Origin of the sequence: Delftia deserti (assembly GCF_042653485.1) — a bacterium.
Taxonomy (GTDB): domain Bacteria; phylum Pseudomonadota; class Gammaproteobacteria; order Burkholderiales; family Burkholderiaceae_C; genus Comamonas; species Comamonas acidovorans.
Map to the genome: position 1 here is coordinate 3,638,510 of NZ_JBHSIH010000001.1, position 17,196 is coordinate 3,655,705.

15 protein-coding genes are annotated in these 17,196 nt (G+C 68.8%); 10 read left to right on the top strand and 5 right to left on the bottom strand.

Annotated features, from left to right (window positions below; all coding sequences use genetic code 11):
* The first annotated feature begins 374 nt into the window (after positions 1–374).
* On the top strand, positions 375–1,421 hold the full coding sequence (locus ACFPFG_RS17545) for a porin (RefSeq protein ID WP_374623717.1): 1,047 nt from the start codon (positions 375–377) through the stop codon (positions 1,419–1,421).
* Positions 1,422–1,502: 81 nt separating this feature from the next.
* Positions 1,503–1,898 carry a CzcE family metal-binding protein gene (locus ACFPFG_RS17550; RefSeq protein ID WP_374623715.1) on the top strand — a complete coding sequence of 132 codons (396 nt, stop codon included), beginning with the start codon at positions 1,503–1,505 and terminating at the stop codon, positions 1,896–1,898.
* Positions 1,899–1,964: 66 nt separating this feature from the next.
* On the opposite strand, the gene rpe is transcribed toward ACFPFG_RS17550, so the two are convergent.
* Positions 1,965–2,648: a ribulose-phosphate 3-epimerase gene (rpe, locus tag ACFPFG_RS17555; protein ID WP_183020713.1), complete on the bottom strand. Its 684-nt coding sequence runs from the start codon at positions 2,646–2,648 to the stop codon at positions 1,965–1,967.
* A 115-nt stretch (positions 2,649–2,763) separates the two neighbouring features.
* Here rpe and apaG point away from each other — a divergent pair, with 115 nt between their 5' ends.
* From apaG to ACFPFG_RS17575, 4 genes are all read left to right on the top strand, one after another.
* A complete protein-coding gene (apaG, locus tag ACFPFG_RS17560) occupies positions 2,764–3,171 on the top strand; it encodes a Co2+/Mg2+ efflux protein ApaG (RefSeq protein WP_183020712.1) in 408 nt (135 codons plus the stop codon).
* Between the two features lie 52 nt (positions 3,172–3,223).
* The gene (locus ACFPFG_RS17565; RefSeq protein WP_197954083.1) at positions 3,224–5,191 is read left to right on the top strand and encodes a site-specific recombinase; all 1,968 of its coding nucleotides are present in this window, start codon (positions 3,224–3,226) and stop codon (positions 5,189–5,191) included.
* Positions 5,192–5,389: 198 nt separating this feature from the next.
* Positions 5,390–6,652 (top strand): cation:proton antiporter, encoded by a 1,263-nt coding sequence (locus tag ACFPFG_RS17570; RefSeq protein WP_183020710.1) that lies wholly within the window; start codon positions 5,390–5,392, stop codon positions 6,650–6,652.
* Positions 6,642–7,766: a YbdK family carboxylate-amine ligase gene (locus ACFPFG_RS17575; RefSeq protein WP_013804717.1), complete on the top strand. Its 1,125-nt coding sequence runs from the start codon at positions 6,642–6,644 to the stop codon at positions 7,764–7,766. Before ACFPFG_RS17570 ends, ACFPFG_RS17575 begins: the two co-directional genes overlap by 11 nt.
* Before the next feature lie 20 nt (positions 7,767–7,786).
* Here ACFPFG_RS17575 and ACFPFG_RS17580 read toward each other — a convergent pair whose 3' ends face one another.
* The 4 genes from ACFPFG_RS17580 to ACFPFG_RS17595 all read right to left on the bottom strand — a co-directional run bounded on the left by ACFPFG_RS17580 (position 7,787) and on the right by ACFPFG_RS17595 (position 12,865).
* Positions 7,787–9,907: an alpha/beta hydrolase domain-containing protein gene (locus ACFPFG_RS17580; protein WP_380107607.1), complete on the bottom strand. Its 2,121-nt coding sequence runs from the start codon at positions 9,905–9,907 to the stop codon at positions 7,787–7,789.
* A 121-nt stretch (positions 9,908–10,028) separates the two neighbouring features.
* Positions 10,029–11,012 (bottom strand): Bug family tripartite tricarboxylate transporter substrate binding protein, encoded by a 984-nt coding sequence (locus tag ACFPFG_RS17585; RefSeq protein ID WP_183020708.1) that lies wholly within the window; start codon positions 11,010–11,012, stop codon positions 10,029–10,031.
* A 48-nt stretch (positions 11,013–11,060) separates the two neighbouring features.
* A complete protein-coding gene (locus tag ACFPFG_RS17590; RefSeq protein WP_380107609.1) occupies positions 11,061–11,432 on the bottom strand; it encodes an AtuA-related protein in 372 nt (123 codons plus the stop codon).
* Positions 11,429–12,865 (bottom strand): acyclic terpene utilization AtuA family protein, encoded by a 1,437-nt coding sequence (locus ACFPFG_RS17595; protein WP_380107611.1) that lies wholly within the window; start codon positions 12,863–12,865, stop codon positions 11,429–11,431. The genes ACFPFG_RS17590 and ACFPFG_RS17595 overlap by 4 nt, the downstream gene beginning before the upstream one ends.
* 70 nt (positions 12,866–12,935) lie before the next feature.
* On the opposite strand from ACFPFG_RS17595, the gene ACFPFG_RS17600 reads away from it, so the two are divergent.
* The 4 genes from ACFPFG_RS17600 (at position 12,936) to ACFPFG_RS17615 (ending at position 17,194) form a co-directional block, all read left to right on the top strand.
* Entirely contained in the window at positions 12,936–13,835 is a 900-nt protein-coding gene (locus ACFPFG_RS17600; RefSeq protein ID WP_312378106.1) for a LysR family transcriptional regulator, read from the top strand.
* A 65-nt stretch (positions 13,836–13,900) separates the two neighbouring features.
* Positions 13,901–14,866, top strand: coding sequence for a thiamine-phosphate kinase (thiL, locus tag ACFPFG_RS17605; RefSeq protein WP_380107613.1), 966 nt, complete (start codon positions 13,901–13,903; stop codon positions 14,864–14,866).
* A 38-nt stretch (positions 14,867–14,904) separates the two neighbouring features.
* Positions 14,905–16,563, top strand: coding sequence for a DUF4139 domain-containing protein (locus tag ACFPFG_RS17610; protein WP_312378102.1), 1,659 nt, complete (start codon positions 14,905–14,907; stop codon positions 16,561–16,563).
* A 130-nt stretch (positions 16,564–16,693) separates the two neighbouring features.
* Positions 16,694–17,194 (top strand): phosphatidylglycerophosphatase A family protein, encoded by a 501-nt coding sequence (locus ACFPFG_RS17615; protein WP_012202641.1) that lies wholly within the window; start codon positions 16,694–16,696, stop codon positions 17,192–17,194.
* The last annotated feature ends 2 nt before the right edge of the window (positions 17,195–17,196 follow it).

Below are 17,196 nucleotides of genomic sequence, written 5' to 3' on the forward strand. Positions count from 1 at the left end.
GCCGCATTTTCCTGCCCCCCTAATACCTTTCGATACCCGCTCACAGTCGTATCAACAACCCGATACGAATTAATTTTTTTCTTCTTTACCGGATTCACCCCACGGGATGCTAGCAATCTTCAGAACCCATCTACCCAACAGAAAAGTGACATTCAAGACATATTGAAGAAAGATACCTGCCATGAATGGAATTGCGATCCATCGGTGTTGGCTGGACGGAACATATTGAGCCAAAAAAACCTGTGATTGGCTTGCCACCCCCCGTCGATTCCTTTTCAAGGCTCCTGGCGCCGGCCTGTGAATTCTAGTATTTACAACAGCATCCGTTTGGCAATGGATGCCCATGGAATCCACATTCAATACAAGGACTAGGCATGAAATTCAATCGTATATTGGCGGCCGCATTGCCCGTCATCTCGCTGGCGGCCAGCGCGCAGTCATCCATCACCCTGTTCGGCATCGTTGACGTCAACGGGCGCTACGTGAAAAACAGCGATCTGCCCAGCAACACGACCATGAACAACAGCGGGCTGTCATCGGGCCGGTTTGGCTTTCGCGGCACCGAGGATCTGGGCGGCGGGTTGCGGGCCGAGTTCTGGCTGGAGTCAGACATCTATGCCGACACCGGCACAACACACGCCAGTGGCAAGTTCTTCCAGCGCCGCTCCACGGTGAGCCTGGCGGGCGGCTTCGGCGAGCTGCGCCTGGGCCGCGATTTCACGCCGGCCGCCCAGAATCCCACCAAGTTCGACCCGTTCAACGTGATCGGCCTGGCCAATTCCAACCTCATCAGCCGCATGCCCGGCACCTTCTCGAACTACTACCGCAGCGACAACGCCATCCAGTACTTCACGCCCAAATGGAGCGGCTTCCAGGGCGAGGTGATGTATGCGCTGGATGAAGACCCGGTCAGCAAGGTCGGTCGCCACGTCGGCGCCCGCCTGGCCTACGACAACGGCCCGCTGAACCTGGCACTGACCTATGGCACGACCGAAGTCAATGCCGCGGGAGCCAAGCTCGAGCAATATGGCGCCGGCGCATCCTACGACTTCGGATTCGCCCGGGTGATGGGATATTTCCAGCGCGAGGACCTGCCCTACGGCACCTACGGAGGCCGCATTGCGGGCGCCGAGGACCGCTGGCAGATCGGCCTGACCGTACCCGTGGGTGCCAACTACATCCGAGCCTCCTATGTGCGTACCGATTCACGCAGCGGCCCGGCCGCCTTCAACGGCAGCGATGCCAACCGGTATGCCATCGGCTATGTCCACAACCTGTCGCGGCGCACGGCGCTGTACGGCACGCTGGCACGCGTGACCAACAAGGGCGGGGCCAATTTCAGCCTCAATGGCGGCGCGGCCGGACTGGCTGCAGGCGGCAGTTCCACAGGTACCGAATTCGGCATGCGCCACAGCTTCTGAGGACTCCCTCGACTCCTAGGAAATCATGACGAATATGTCATCTGGCAGCCCGGATATATCCAGACACCGAACCATATAGTCATGACCATGGACTGGATCCAGTCCATGGCAAATCCTCACGGAGATGCCGCCACACCGGAGGAAAATACAATGAAATCCCTATTCACCCTGGGTATTGCAGCAATCACCCTGGTTGCATCGCAGGCCCAAGCCAATACCTTCCCGAATGGAAAATCCTATTACGGATCGCCCGCACCTGCAGGAAATTATCGCACCGTCGATTTATCCCAGAAAGGGCCGATCAACATCGTTTGCGGTGAAACCGTGAATTTCACGAGCCAGGGCCAGACATTCGCGTGGAGACTCAGCTCCATTCAGCACAACCGCGTGGCGGTGTCGAATTTCGCGCCGGCTGGTTTCGATACGCAGGGCCGCGCCGTCTATATCACGCCCGGCGAACATGAGCGGGGCGGCTGAAGGGACCTCGCTCCAGGGAAAGGGGACCCGCATATTGCGGGTCCTTGTCCGTGGCTGCAGCGTCGTTCAGGCAGCCAGGGCGCTGCGCATGGCATCGATCACCGCCTTGTAGTCCGGCTTGCCGAAGATGGCACTGCCGGCCACGAAGGTGTCGGCGCCCGCGTCGGCCACGCGGCGGATGTTGGTTTCCTTGATGCCACCGTCCACCTCCAGGCGGATGTCCCGGCCGCTGGCCTCGATGCGCTTGCGGGCCAGCTCGATCTTGCGCAGCGTGCTGTCGATGAAGCTCTGGCCGCCGAAACCCGGGTTGACGCTCATCAGCAGGATCAGGTCGATGTCGTCGATCACCCAGTCCAGCACGTCCAGCGATGCGGCCGGATTGAACACCAGGCCGGGCTTGGCGCCCTGGGCGCGGATGTTCTGGATGCTGCGATGCACATGGGTGGATGCGTCAGGGTGGAAGCTGATGTAGTCGGCGCCGGCCTTGGCGAAGGCCGTGGCCAGTTCGTCCACGGGCTCGACCATCAGGTGCACGTCAATGGTCACGGGCTGGCCGTCAGGCGTCCTGGCATGGGGCTTCAGGGCCTCGCAGATCATGGGGCCGAAGGTGAGATTGGGCACGTAGTGGTTGTCCATCACGTCGAAGTGGATCCAGTCGGCGCCAGAGGCAATCACATTCTTGACCTCGTCACCCAGACGGGCGAAGTCGGCGGACAGGATGGAGGGGGCGATGCGGTAGGTGGGGCTCATGGGAGGCGATTGTCGCAGCATGCCCATCCCGACTTCAAACGTCATGAAATAGTCAGCCGGGGCCGCCGTGGGGACGTTTGAATGCCGCTGCAGCTACGCAGTTACCATTGCCACCATGCCCATGAACGAGTTTCAGGTCCAGGTCCGCCCCGCCTTTTTGCCAGAGCAGTCCGCTCCAGCAGCGGGCGTATACGCCTTCTCCTACACGATCACCGTGACCAATACCGGCCAGGTGCCGGGCCAGTTGATCGCGCGCCACTGGATCATCACCAACGAGCTGGGCCACGTCGAAGAGGTCAAGGGCCTGGGGGTGATCGGCCGCCAGCCGCTGCTGCAGCCCGGCGAGACCTTCGAGTACACCAGCGGCTGCCAGCTGCGCACGCCCAACGGCAGCATGCAGGGCAGCTATCTGTGCATCAGCCACGAGGGCGAGGTCTTCGAGTGCAGCATTCCGCGATTCCAGCTGAAATCCGGTGCCGGCGGCGACAGCTTTCCGGACCCTGACAACCGCGTACTGCACTGAGCGCGGCCATCGGGCGGCGCGCTAGTCTCCTGCCCTGCCGCACCACCCATCCATGAAGCGAATCACCCAAGACCTGCCCGGCCTTCTGGCCGCACTCGACCCCGAGGCCGACCTCGCGCACCGCCATATCTGGCTGATCCACCTGCTGGAGTGGGTGCGCGCGCCCAAGCCGTCGGTGGACGGCGCCGTGCAGCGCGTGCAGTTGCTGGTGGAGGCCGTGGAGGCCGACCCGGCCGTGCGCCAGCGCCTGCATGCCTGGTGGCTGCGCTTCATCGACACCGTGGACATCACGGCGCTGCTGGCCGATTTCGGCTTTGCGCCGCGCACCAACATGTTCAGCGAGCTGTCCGAGCGCGCACGCTACAAGCTGCTGCCCAGCACGCCCGAGACGGTGGATGCCTCCGAGCTGTTCATGCTGGCCATGCCCGACGAATTCGACGCGCGCTGGCTGCACGCGCTGGAAGCGCCGCTGCTCGAACGCATCGCACTGCTGCTGACCGACGGCAGCGAGGGCCAGGGCAGCAGCTTCTGGCAGAACAGCCTGCTGGGCTCCATCACCTATTGCACCGGGCAGATCCTGTCCACGGGCTTCTCGCCCGAACTGCGCCTGCGCATGGACGAGCAGGCGCGCGACGACCAGCCCTTCCACGCCCTGATCCACGACGCCGAAAGCCTGCGCGTGGAGGTCATGCACGCGCTGCGCACCAATGACCGGCGCGATGCGGCCGAGGCCCGGCTGCGCGAGCGCCTGGATGCCTGCCGCGCGGCCGTGACATCGGTCTACACCCATTTCGAGTCCGAAGGGATCTCGGTGGGCCTGGTATTCCGCCTGCGCCAGCTGCGCGCGCGCATCCTGCGCGTCAGGCGGCTGCTGGACTGCCTGGTGGCCGACAACCGCGCCACCGAGACGGCCGACCTGCTGGCCAACCTGGTGTCCGTGGGCATTGAGCGGCGCAGCCTGCGCGCGCTGCTGTCCACCAACACCTCGCTGCTGGCGGCCAAGGTGGCCGAGCGCAGCGCCGAGACGGGCGAGCACTACATCACCCGCACCGGCCGCGAATACCTGTCCATGGCGACCAAGGCCGCCGGCGGCGGCTTTGTGATGGCCTTCACCACGCTGCTGAAGTTCGCGCTCTACGCGCTGGGGCTGTCGGCGTTCTGGGGCGGGCTGGCGGCGGGCATCAACTACTCCATCAGCTTTGTGCTGATCCAGCTACTGCACTTCACGGTGGCGACCAAGCAGCCGGCCATGACGGCACCGGCCATGGCCGCCAAGCTCAAGGACCTGCGCGCCAGCGAGGCCATCGAGGAGTTCGTGGACGAGGTCGCCCACCTGGTGCGCTCGCAGGTGGCGGCCGTGCTGGGCAACGTGCTGGTGGTGCTGCCCATGGTGCTGCTGTTGTCGCTGGGCTATGCCCAGCTGTTCGGCCACACGCCCATCGACGGGCCGCATGCGATTGCGGTGCTCGACTCGCTGAGCCTGCTGGGCCTGTCGCCGCTGTTCGCGGCCTTCACGGGCGTGCTGCTGTTCGCCAGCAGCCTGATCGCGGGCTGGGCCGAGAACTGGTTCGTGCTGCGCCGGCTGGATTCGGTGATCCGCTACAACCCCGGCATCACGCGCTGGCTGGGCGCCAGGCGCGCCGACCGCTGGGCGCATTTCTGGCGCAAGAACATTTCGGGCTTTGCCGCCAACGTCTCGCTGGGCATGATGCTGGGCCTGGTGCCCGCGTTCGCGGCCTTCTTCGGCCTGGGGCTGGAGGTGCGCCACGTCACGCTGTCGGCCGGCCAGATCGGTGCCGCCATGGCGGCCCTGGGCTGGCAGGTGCTGCACTCCAACATCTTCTGGTGGGCGGTTGCCCTACTGCCGGTCAATGGCGCGTTGAATGTCACTGTCAGCTTTTATCTGGCATTCCGCGTTGCGATGAGGGCACACAATGTCAGCGGAGTCGACCGCTCGCGCATCTATTCGGCCATCCGCCGCCGTCTGCGCACAGCGCCGCTGAGTTTCTTCCGCCCCTGAGCCTGCGGGACCTCGGGACACACGCGGAACCCACGTGCTGGCATGCACGCCCGGCCTTGCGGCCCGGCAGGCACGCCAGTGGATCGCCAACGAAGTGTCCCCGTGCCATGCGCACGGGACGCGGGTTTGCCCGCGCCGCAGGGAAGGCCCTGCGGAGCTTCGCTTCCGAGCCGCTGGCTCGCGCAAAGGACCTCGCTTATGAATGACATGCTGAGCTTCTGGGAGCCGTGGCTGCGGCCATCGGCCGGGCTGGCCACGGTGCAGTGGTCCCTGCTGCTGGCCGTGGCCACCATGGTGGGCTACGCCTGCCAGCGCCATGCGGCCCTGCCCAAGGTGGTGGGCTATTCGCTGGTGGGGGGCATTGCCGGGCTGATCGGATTTGGCGCCAACACCGCCTGGCCGCTGCAGGGCACGGGATTGTTCCTGCTGGAGCTGGGCGTGGCCATCGTGCTGTTCGAATGCGGCGGGCGCATCACGCTGCGCTGGTTCCGCCACAACCCCATGGTGCTGGTGCAAAGCGTGGCCGAATCCGCGTTGACCTATGTGCTGGTCTCCCTGGTGCTGGGCTGGCTGGGCGTGGCCCCCGAAGTGGCCGGACCGCTGGCCCTGGTGGCCATGGCGGCATCGCCCCTGGTGCTGACGCGCGTGGTGGCCGACATGCGTGCCGCAGGCGCCGTGACCGATCGCGGCCTGGTGCTGGCCACCCTGTCCACGCTGTATGCGCTGGCCCTGGGCAGCGCCAAGGCGGGCATGCTGACGCAGCCCAAGCCGGGCTTCGTGGCCTCGATCATGCCGGTGCTGGTGGTGCTGGGCGTCTCGGTGGCCGTGGCCCTGGTGCTGGCCGTGCTGATGCGCCTGGCGCTGCGCTTCATGAGCCCGGCCAGCGAGAACACCTCCATCCTCTTTCTCACCCTGATTTCGGCCAGCGTGCCGCTGACCTCGTACCTGGGCGGCTCGGCGCCGCTGGCGGCGCTGCTGGGCGGCATCCTGCTCAAGCAGTTCAACCCGCGCCCCTGGGCCTGGCCGCGCCAGCTGGGCACGGCGGCCTCGCTGCTGACCATGCTGATGTTCGTGCTGGTCTCCACCGTGGCCGCGCAGGCCGACTGGAGCGCGCCGGTGGCCGGCGTGGTGGGCGCCGTGATCCTGGCGCGCCTGGTCGCCAAGACCCTGGGCGTGGCCGTGGGCAATGCGGGCACCGGCGCCAACTGGCGCCAGGCCTTCTGGGTGGGCTGCGCCATGGCGCCCATGTCGTCGGTGGCGCTGCTGATTGCATCGCAGTTCGTGGCCGCCGCGCCCGAGCTGGGCGCGCAGATCGCAGGCGTGGCCCTGCCCACCATTTTGGTGATGGAGGTGCTGGGCGCCGCCCTGGCCACCGTGGCCATCTACCGCTCCGGCGAAAGCTCCCGCCCCTGGAAGCCGCTGAGCCGCTCGAATACCGCAGGAGATGAACGTGAGTCTTGAAGCCTTCAACTCGTCCGAACCGCTGACCCTGGGCGTGGAGCTGGAACTGCAGCTGGTCAACACCCACGACTACGACCTGGCCCCCTACGCCGAGGACATGCTGCGCCTCATGCTCAAGAACCCGCTGCCCGGCAGCGTGGTGCCCGAGATGACGAACAGCATGATCGAGATCTCCACCAGCGTCTGCCATTCGGCCTCGGAGGTGCTGGGCCAGCTCAGCCAGATCCGCGATGCCCTGGTCAAAAGCGCCGACAAGCTCAACATCGCCGTGGTGGGAGGCGGCACGCACCCCTTCCAGCAGTGGCATGAGCGGCGCATCTACGACAAGCCGCGCTTCCAGGAGCTGTCGCAGCTGTACGGCTACCTGTCCAAGCAGTTCACCATCTTCGGCCAGCACGTGCACATCGGCTGCCCCGACGCCGATGCGGCCCTGCTCATGCTGCACCGCATGTCGCGCTACATCCCGCATTTCATTGCGCTGTCGGCCTCCAGTCCCTACGTGCAGGGCCACGACACGGCCTTCGACTCGGCACGGCTGAACTCGGTGTTCGCCTTCCCGCTGTCGGGCCGCGCGCCCTGCGTGCTGCACTGGAGCGAGTTCGAGCAGTACTTCGACAAGATGACGCGCACGGGCGTGGTCAAGAGCATGAAGGACTTCTACTGGGACATCCGGCCCAAGCCCGAGTTCGGCACCATCGAGATCCGCGTGTTCGACACGCCGCTGACCATCGAGCGCGCAGCCGCCCTGTCCGGCTATGTGCAGGCGCTGGCCGCCTGGTTCATGGACACCCAGCCCTTCACGCCCGTGGAAGACGACTACCTGGTCTACACCTACAACCGCTTCCAGGCCTGCCGCTTCGGCCTGGAGGCCGTCTACGTGGACCCGGCCACGGGCGAGCACATGCCGCTGGCCGACCACATCCTCAAGACCATGGATGCCGTGGCCGACTACGCGGCCCGCCACGGCGCCGCACCCGCCCTGCATCTGCTGCGCAGCGACGTGGCCGCCGGCAGCAACGATGCCCGCTGGCTGCGCGAACGCCAGCGCAGCGAGCAGCTGCTGGCCGAGGTCTCGCGCCAGGCGGCCATGCGCTTTCGCGGCCAGGCCGTCTGAGGCCTGCGTTCAGCGCAGGCTCAAGGCAGCACCGCCGCCGCACGCGCGGCGGTGATCTGCGCGTCGGCGTCGCGCTGCAGCAGCAGGCGCTGGCGAACCAGGTCCTGGGCTGCGGCCGTGACGGCGCTCACGTAGCCGGCCTGGTCGACATACAGCTCCTCCAGTGAAGGCCGCGCGTCACCGGCCGCCAGCCGCGCCGCGCGCGTCTTGTGGAAGGGGATGAAGCTGCCCGTGAGGTTGGACAGGTCCGCGATGCCCGGCGTGGCCACGTAGTTGAACTCCATGCTGGTGCCCAGCGGTGCCCGCGCTTCCACGCTGCGGATGCCTGCGCGCGTGAGGCCGGTGGCCGCATCGACCTGGGGCACGAGGATGGCGTAGTCCTTGCCCGTGGCGTGCGGCGGCTGCAGCGTGGCGATGCCGCTTTCGTCCTGCGGCACGTACTGCGGGCCGAAGTCGAGCAGCGCAAAGCCGTTGTGGCGCGCCAGGTAGCGGAACTCGGGGATGGCGGTCTGCACGCCGCCCACGCTCCAGCTCAGGCCCTTCATGGCGGGAAAGACCAGCTTGTCGGGCCGCACCAGGGTGCCGTCGGCCAGCTTGGGCACCTGGCTGGCCGGCGGCTCGGTGCCGCGCACCACCCAGTCCTCCAGCGCGATGAACAGCGCGCGGAACGTGTCGTTGAAGTGCACCACGGTGCCGGCCGGATAGACATTGCGCGTGGGCGCATAGCCGATGCTGGCCGTGCCGCCTGCGCCGCCGTGCTGGGTGCTGGCGTAGTAGTAGATGCGCGCATTGGCGGGCTGGGCGATGTCGCGCAGGCCGTTGGCATCGGTCAGCACGGGCGAGCCCTGCAGCTGCCAGAACTCCGTGCCCGAAAGGCCCAGGAAGAACTTGGGGCAGGTGTTGCTGGCTTCGCAGCGCTTCATCACGCCGCCCTGGCGGCCGCTGACCTCGTCGCTGTAGTCCTTGTCCAGGCCGCGCGGCGCGGTCTGGCCGAAGGCCGTGTGGTCGGTGCGCAGGCCGCCCCCGCCGCCGGGCACGGCAAAGCGCGTGTTGATGTTGGTCTGGCGCGCGGCCACGTGGGCATACATGCCGTCGAAGACCTTGCCGCCATCGAGCGCCTGGTTGAAGCCCAGGTGCAGGAAGGTCTTCATGGCATTGCCCGACTGCGAGGTGCCCTGGCCGATGGTGTGCGTAATGCGCCCGGCCAGCGGGTTGGCCTTGCCGTCGGCGTCGGACGCCTTGGCGCGGAAGAAGCTCACCGTGTCGCGCAGCGCGGCCAGTCCCACGCCCATGACCTTGGGGTCCTTGGCCACATAGACCAGTTCGTAGAGGTACTGCGGATCGAAACCGCCCTTCAGGCAGACGCTGGTGGCCGCAGGCGTGCCGGGGAAGGGATTGGCGGCGGCATCGCAGCTGGCGAACTTCCAGTCGCCCGCAGGCACGGTCTGGCGCGCATCGGTTTCGTTGATGCGGCGCGTGAGCGAGTAGCCGGCCTGCGTGTTGTCCAGGCTGGCGGGCTCGTAAGGAATCATGGTCCCGTTGAACACGCCGCCGGGCAGGGTCATGGAGGGCACGGCGGCGGCCGGGACCAGCTCGGTGCGGTAGCTGCCCGTGATGCTGCTGCCGTCCTTGTTGCGGGCCACGGGCACGGTGACCGTCAGGCGCGCGGGCGTGGACTTGGGCACGTCGCCCTGCCAGGCCGAGTACAGCAGCACATAGCCGCGCTCCAGGTAGACCGCATCGCCGGGCGTGGCCGTGGGGTTGGGCATGGTCAGGATGTTGCCGCGGTTGGGCGCGTCATAGCGCAGCACGCCGCTGGCCTTGGACATGTCCTTGGGCTTGAGGATGACGAAGTCGGTGCTGTACTCCACCATGCCGCGCGCATTGACGGGCGCCAGCGCCAGGTCCTGGATCACGGCGTTCTTCGGGTCGGCCGGGTCCAGCTCGCCGCGCAGCACGCCGGTCACTTTCTCATAGGCGCCGACACCGCCGTAGCTGCCGGCAAAGTCCTCGGTGGCGCTGATGCTCAACTGCATGCGCGGCGCCTGCGAGCCGGCGGGCGAGTCACTGCCGCCGCAGGCGGTCAGCAGGCCGGATGCGGCCAGGGCAAGGGCCAGTGGATGGGTGGATCTGATGTGCATGTTGTCTCCTTGGGGTCATGGCACAGGCAAGGCTCCGCCCTGGCCGCCGTGCATTGCGGCGGCCTAGGGCGGTTCGGAAAGAAAGGGAACGGGAGAGCGGGGAACGAGAGCGGGGAGCGGCCTACTCGGGCTGGATGCCGGCGGCCTTGATCACCTGGCCCCACTTCTGGGTCTCGGCGGCCTGGAAGGCGGCCAGTTCCTGCGGCGTGGCCGTCCAGCCCTCGGAGCCGGACATCTCGAAGAAGGACTTGGCGCCCGCGCTGTGCACGGCGTCGGACAGCAGGCGGTTGAGGCGGGCCACCACGGCCTCGGGCGTGCCGGCGGGCGCATAGGCCGCGAACCAGTAGCCCATGTCGTAGCCCTTGACGCCGGCTTCCTCCAGCGTGGGCACTTCGGGCAGCTGCGGGCTGCGTTTGGTGGTGGAGTAGCCCAGGGCGCGCAGCTTGCCCGACTTGACCTGGGGCACGCCGGTGGAGGTATCGGTGATCATCAGGTCGATCTGGCCGCCCAGCAGGTCGGTGATGGCCAGCGGATTGCTCTTGTAGGGCACGTGCATCAGGTCCACGCCGGCCAGCTGCTTGAGCATTTCACCGGCCACGCGGCTGGAGGAGCTGCCGCTGCCGAACGACAGCTTGCCCGGCTGCTTCTTCGCCGCCGCCAGCAGATCGCCCACGTTCCTGTACGGCGCATCGGCGCGCACCACCAGCACCTGGCCGCCCTTGCCCAGCCCGGCCACGGGCGCGAAGTCCTTGACCGCGTCATAGGGCAGCTTCTTGTACAGATGCTGGTTGGCCGCATGCGTGGTGTTGGTGGTGATCAGCACCGTGTAGCCATCGGCCGCCGAGCGCGCCACCTGCTGGGCCGCGATCATGCCGCTGGCGCCGCCCTTGTTCTCGACCACCACGGCCTGCTTGGTCGCCGTGGTCACGGCCTGGCCCAGCGCCCGTGCCAGCTGGTCGGTGGCGCTGCCGGCCGCAAACGGCACGACGAAGGTGATGGGCTTGGACGGATAGTCCTGTGCCAGGGCCGGTGCGGCGGCGGCTGCCAGCGCGCATGCGGCCAGCGCGAGCACATGGCGGCGGGGGAAGTTGTGCGAAAAGTGCATGTCTGTCTCCTTTGTTGTGATGAATGTGTGACGGGCGGGTCCTGCCGGCTACTCCGGCGCCAGGTGGGGCAGCAGCGAGGCCGGCACCTGGACCTGCATCTGCAGCAGCCAGTACGACAGCGCCTTGCCGTGGCTGTCGAGGTTGAGCGCGTCGTTGACGCCGCCGTCCAGCACCGCGTCCAGCACCCAGTTCATGGCCTGCAGGCGCTGCAGCACGAAGCGCTGCACGCGCGCCGGGCCCCGGGCGGCGAAGTGCGCGGCCACGCGCTCTTCGGTGATCTGCTCCACCAGCACGGGCCAGCAGGCGGCATTCCAGGCGATGAGGCTGATGTTGGAGCGGTTGCCCTTGTCCCCCGTGCGCCCGTGCGCCAGGCGGTACAGCGGTACGGTGACGGGCATCGTGGTCTGCAGTGTGTTCATGCGGCGTGCTCCCCGGCCTCTTTCTCGACCCCTTTATCGACATCTCCCTCGGCCCACTTCCATCCGGTGGCGATGCTCTGCTGCGCCAGCAGGCAGGACACCGTGCCCAGCCGCGCGCGCAGCGCCGTGCGCACGCCGCCGCCACCGGCCGGCCCGCAGGTGTACAGCGCATTGACCTCGCGCGGCAGGCGCCGCGCCTGGGCCTGCGTGGGGCGCAGCCAGGCGGCGCGCAGGCGCACGTCCTGGGGGGCGGCTGCGCCGGCCGGCTGCGCGTCGCGCCAGCGGCCGGCGTCGTCGCCCAGCACGCTGGCCACGCCGATCCAGTCCAGGCGCAGGTCGCCAGCGGCCTCGCCGCCCAGGCGCTCGCGCAGCACCTCGCCGGCCAGCCGGGCGCGCTCCAGGGCGCGCGGGCCGGCATAGGAGATCTCGCCCTCGGCCAGCCAGCCCGAGGCATGGCAGACATTGACCTTGTAGTGGCCGTTGTGCGCATGGCCGCGCACGCCGCTCAGGCGCACGGCCTCAGGCCCCACCTGGTGCACCTCGGCCTCGGACAGGTCGGCCACCACGTCGGGCGTCAGGTAGGCGGCCGGGTCGTGCACCTCGTACAGCAGTTGTTCCTTGACCGTGCGTTCGCTGACCAGGCCGCCCGTGCCTTCGGGCTTGGTGATGGTGCAGTCGCCCGAGGGCTCGATGATGGCGATGGGATAGCCCAGCCGCGCCAGGCCCTGCACGTCCTTGAAGCCCGGGTCGGCGAAGTAGCCGCCCGTGACCTGGGCGCCGCATTCCAGCAGGTGGCCTGCCATGGTGGCGCGCGCCAGGCGGTCCCAGTCGTCCCAGGCCCAGTCGAAATGCGCCATGGCCGGACCCAGGGTCAGCGAGGGGTCGGACACGCGGCCGGCCACCACGATCTCGGCGCCGGCCTGCAGGGCCTCGGCAATCGCGCGCGCGCCGATGTAGGCATTGGCACTGACCAGCGAATCCTCGGGAAACTCCGCGCCCAGCGCGGCCCGCAGTGCCCCGCGGTACGCCGGGCCGCTGACATCGTCGCCATGCACCACGGCGATGCGCGGCACGCGCAGGCCCAGGCGCTGCGCCAGCCGCTGGATGCAGCGCGCCGCGCCTTCGGGATTCGCCGCACCGAAGTTGCTGACGATGCGTATGCCATGCGCCAGGCAATCGGCCAGCACGGGCTCCAGCAGGTCCTCCAGCAGGGGCTCGTAGCCGGCGTCGGGCTGCTCGCGCCGCGCGAGCTGGGCCAGCGCCAGCGTGCGCTCGGCCAGGGTCTCGAAGATCAGGCAGGCGCTCTGGCCGCTGGCCGCCAGGGCGCGCACCACGGGCGCGGCGGCATCGGTGCGGTCGCCCGAGAAGCCGGCTGCGCAGCCCACCCACAGCGGGGGCTTGTCCGGGGCAAAGAAGGTTTCCAGGTGGTCCATGCAGGCCAATGTAGGCAAGGGCTGCTAATCTGTGAAATCGATTATTCGAATCAACTCATCCAAAAACCCGATGAATATCTCCTCCCGCCAGCTCGATGCCTTCATCGCCCTGGCCCAGCTCAGCAGCTTCACGCTGGCCGCGCAGCGCTGCCATCTGTCGCAGCCGGCCTTCAGCGCCCTGATCAAGGGCCTGGAAGACGGCGTGGGCGTGCGGCTGTTCGACCGCAGCACGCGCCATGTGGCGCTGACGCAGGAGGGGGCGCAGTTCCTCGATGCCGCGCAGCGCATACGCGCCGACCTGGGCGATGCCGTGCACGGCCTGCGCGAGGCGGCGGCGCTGCAGCGCGGGCGCGTGTCCATCGCCCTGCTGCCTTCGCTGGCGGCGGCCTGGCTGCCGCCCGTGCTGGCGCTGTTCCATGCGCGCCATCCGGGCATACAGCTGCAGGTGTCGGACCTGCTGTCCGAGTCCTGCATCGCCCAGGTGGCCTCGGGCCAGGCCGACCTGGCGCTGGCCGCCATCCGCGCCGACACCGAGGAGCTGCAGGCCGAATGGTTCTGCGCCGACCGGCTGCACCTGGTCTGCCGCGCCGACCATGCGCTGGCGGCCCTGCCCGCGCCGACCATGGCCGACCTGCGGGACCAGCCCTTCATCCAGCTCGCGCGCCACAGCAGCGTGCGCCAGTACCTGGAATCGCAGGAGCAGGCCCCGCCCCTCAACACCTTGCTGGAAGTGGAACACCTGGCCACCGTGATGGGCATGGTGCGCGCGGGCCTGGGCATCAGCGTGGTGCCCGCGCTGGCGCTGTTCCACTTCGTGCAGCCCGGCCTGGTGACGCGCCCGCTGGCCGATGCCGACCGCCGGCGCGACCTGTACCTGGTGCGCAGGCGCCAGCGCAGCCTGTCGCCGGCCGCCCAGGCCTTCCACGCGCTGGCGCTGGAGCACCGGCCCGGTGCGGGCGAGACCGCATGAAACGGGGCAGCACGAACCTCGCAGCACAATAGCCCGATCACCAAACGCATCCGAAAGCCGCCACCGTGGGTGAATTCGACCTGATCCGCCGCTTCTTCCAGCGCCCCGTGCGCCGCGCCGCCCTGGGCGTGGGCGATGACTGCGCCCTGCTCGCCCCGGCGCCGGGCATGCAGCTGGCCGTCTCCAGCGACATGCTGGTCGAGGGCCGGCATTTCTTCGCCGACGTGGACCCGCGCCTGCTGGGCCACAAATCCCTGGCCGTGAACCTGTCAGACCTGGCGGCCTGCGGCGCGCGCCCGCTGGCCTTCACGCTGGCCCTGTCCCTGCCGCGCGCCGATGCGGCCTGGACCGAGGCGTTTGCGGCCGGCCTGCTGGCGCTGGCCGACGCCCACGGCTGCGAGCTGGTCGGCGGCGACACCACCCAGGGGCCCTTGAACATCTGCATCACCGTCTTCGGCGAGGTGCCGCCCGGCCAGGCCCTGCTGCGCAGCGGTGCGCGCGCGGGCGACGACATCTGGGTCAGCGGCAGCCTGGGCGATGCCCGCCTGGCGCTGGAAGCCCTGCTGGGCCACACCAGCCTGCCACCCGGCACGCTGGCCGCCGCGCGCCAGCGCCTGGAAGCGCCCACGCCGCGCGTGGCACTGGGCCAGGCGCTGCGCGGCATTGCCAGCAGTGCGCTGGATGTGAGCGACGGCCTGCTGGGCGACCTGGGCCACATCCTCGAGCAATCCCGCGTGGGCGCCAGCCTGGACACGCGCCTGGTCACGCCGCTGCTCGATGCCGGCCAGCAGGCGCCCCTGGCCATCGACCTGCTGCACCAGTGCACCCTGTCCGGCGGCGACGACTACGAGCTGTGCTTCACGGCCCCGGCCGACCGGCGCGATGCCGTGCAGGCCGCAGGCCGCGACAGCGCCACGCGCGTCACGCGCATCGGCTGCATCGAGGAGCAGCCCGGCCTGCGGCTGATCGGCCCGGACGGTGCGGCCATGGCGCCCCGGTGGACCTCATTCGACCACTTCGCCGCGGCCTGACGCCGCGCCAAACCACTTTCATCCGAGAAGGACTGCCCATGGTTCAACGCTCCGCCCTGCCCGCCCTCTCTGCCCTGGCCGCCGCCTGCTTCCTGCTGGCAGGCACCCCGGTCCAGGTCCAGGCCCAGGCACAAGCCCAGGAAGCCACCATCGCCCGCGCCCCCATCGCGCGGGTCACCCTGTATGCGGGCGTGGCCTCGGTGGAGCGCACGGCGCGCATCACGGCCGCCACGCGACAGCTGGTGTTCGAGTGCCTGCCCGGCTCCATCGACCCGCAGAGCCTGCAGGTCAGCGCCGATGCCGGCGTGCGCCTGGGCGACTACAAGCTGCAGTCGCAGCCGCGCGAACTGGCCTCCAAGGCCTGCGCCAGCCCGCTGGAGCAGCAGATCCGCACGCTGGAAGACCAGCTGGCCGCGCTGGAGGCCGACGAGTCCGCCGCCAAGCTGGTGGGCGACTACCTGCAAGGCCTGGCCAAGCCCGGCGATGACGCCAAAGCCCCTGCCCTGCCCGCCGCCAGCCAGCTGGGCGCCGCCACCGAGGCGCTGCGCAGCACCAGCCGCGGCAACACGCTGCGCGCCCACCAGATCCTGCGGCAAAAGCAGGCGCTGCAGGAGCAGCTCAGGCCGCTGCAGCTCGAACGCGACCGCACGGGCGCGGGCAACGCCCAGGTGATGAAGGTCACCGTGCAACTGGCCAGCCCGGCCGACGCGAACGTGCAGCTGACCTACCAGGTGCGCGGCCCGAGCTGGCAGCCCACCTACCGCGCCCAGCTGGACCCGGCCAAGGGCACCGTGGCCATCGAACGCCTGGCCCTGGTGGCCCAGAACAGCGGCGAGGACTGGAGCCAGGTGCAGCTGCTGCTGTCCACCGGCCAGCCTTCGCGCAGCACGCAGGCGCGCCTGCCCAATCCCTGGACGCTGGATGTGGAACGGCCCCGCCCCGTGGCCGCCATGGCCCCTGCGGCAGCGCCGGCCCCGGCGGCCCCTGCGATGATGCTGGAGCGCGCCCGCAAGCCCGGGGCGGCCGGCGAGGCCGCCGAACTGCCGGTGCTCGATGTCGCCAGCCTCAACACCGCCTACGCCACGCAGTTCTCCGTGCCCTACCGCATCAGCGTGCCCTCCAGCAGCGAGCGCGTGACCCTGGCCCTGGGCTCGCAGAACCTGCCGGCCACCCTGCTCACGCGCACGGCGCCCGCCGTGGAAGAGGCCGCCTACCTGGTGGCCCAGCTGGCCGTGCCGGCCGGTGTCTGGCCCGCAGGCCCCGTGGCCCTGTTCCGCGACGGCGCCTTCGCCGGCCAGGGCCGGCTGGACTTCGGCAACGCCACCGCGCTGGCCCAGGGCCTGTCTTTCGGCCGTGACGACAAGGTGGTGGTGCGCAACCTGCCCGTGGACTCGGCCACGGGCAGCGGCGGCCTGCTCGGCAGCAGCACCGAACGCCAGGTCACGCGGCGCTTCCAGGTGGACAACCGCCATGACCGCGCCATCGAACTGCAGGTGGTGGACGCCGCACCCGTCTCGCGCAACGAGCAGATCCGCGTGCAGTCCCAATACAACCCGCAGCCGGCCACCACGCGCTGGAACGACCGCAACGGCATGATCGCCTGGCAGCAGCCGCTGGCCGCTGGCGCCAGCGCCGGCTTCGAGGCCCGCCACCAGATCCGCCATCCGCAGGATCTGGCGGTCGAAGAGCGTCAGTGAAGCACCAGGGCCGCGCTTATGATCTCGCCCCATGAGTGACGCGCCGCTGCGGCCGGAGGTTTCCGGCGATCCTGCTACCCCCACCTTTGCCTCTGCGGCGCGCCCACCGGAAGGCCCGCCGCAGGGCGGCATGGCTCGCCCCACGCTGGAATTCATGATGTCCCACCCGGCCCACTTCATCGCCATGGGGCTGGGCTCGGGGCTGGGGCGCATCGCGCCCGGCACCGTGGGCACGCTGTGGGCCTGGCTGTCCTTCCTGCTGCTGCAGCACTGGTTCACGCCCCAGCAGATCGGCCTGCTGATCGCGGGCAGCATTCCCCTGGGCTGGTGGGCCTGCACGGTCACGGCGCGCCACATGCGCGTGGCCGACCCGGGCAACCTGGTCTGGGACGAGATCGTGGCCTTCTGGCTGGTGCTGTGGCTGGTCATGCCCACGGGTTTCTGGGGCCAGCTCATCGCCTTTGCGCTGTTCCGCTTCTTCGACGCCGCCAAGCCCCAGCCCGTCAAATGGGCGGACCGGTGTTTCAAGGGCTTCGGCTGGCGCGGCGGCTGGGGGATCATGTTCGATGACCTGGTGGCCGCCTTCTGCACGCTGCTGGTCATCGCCCTGTGGCGCCATTTCATCGGCTGAAG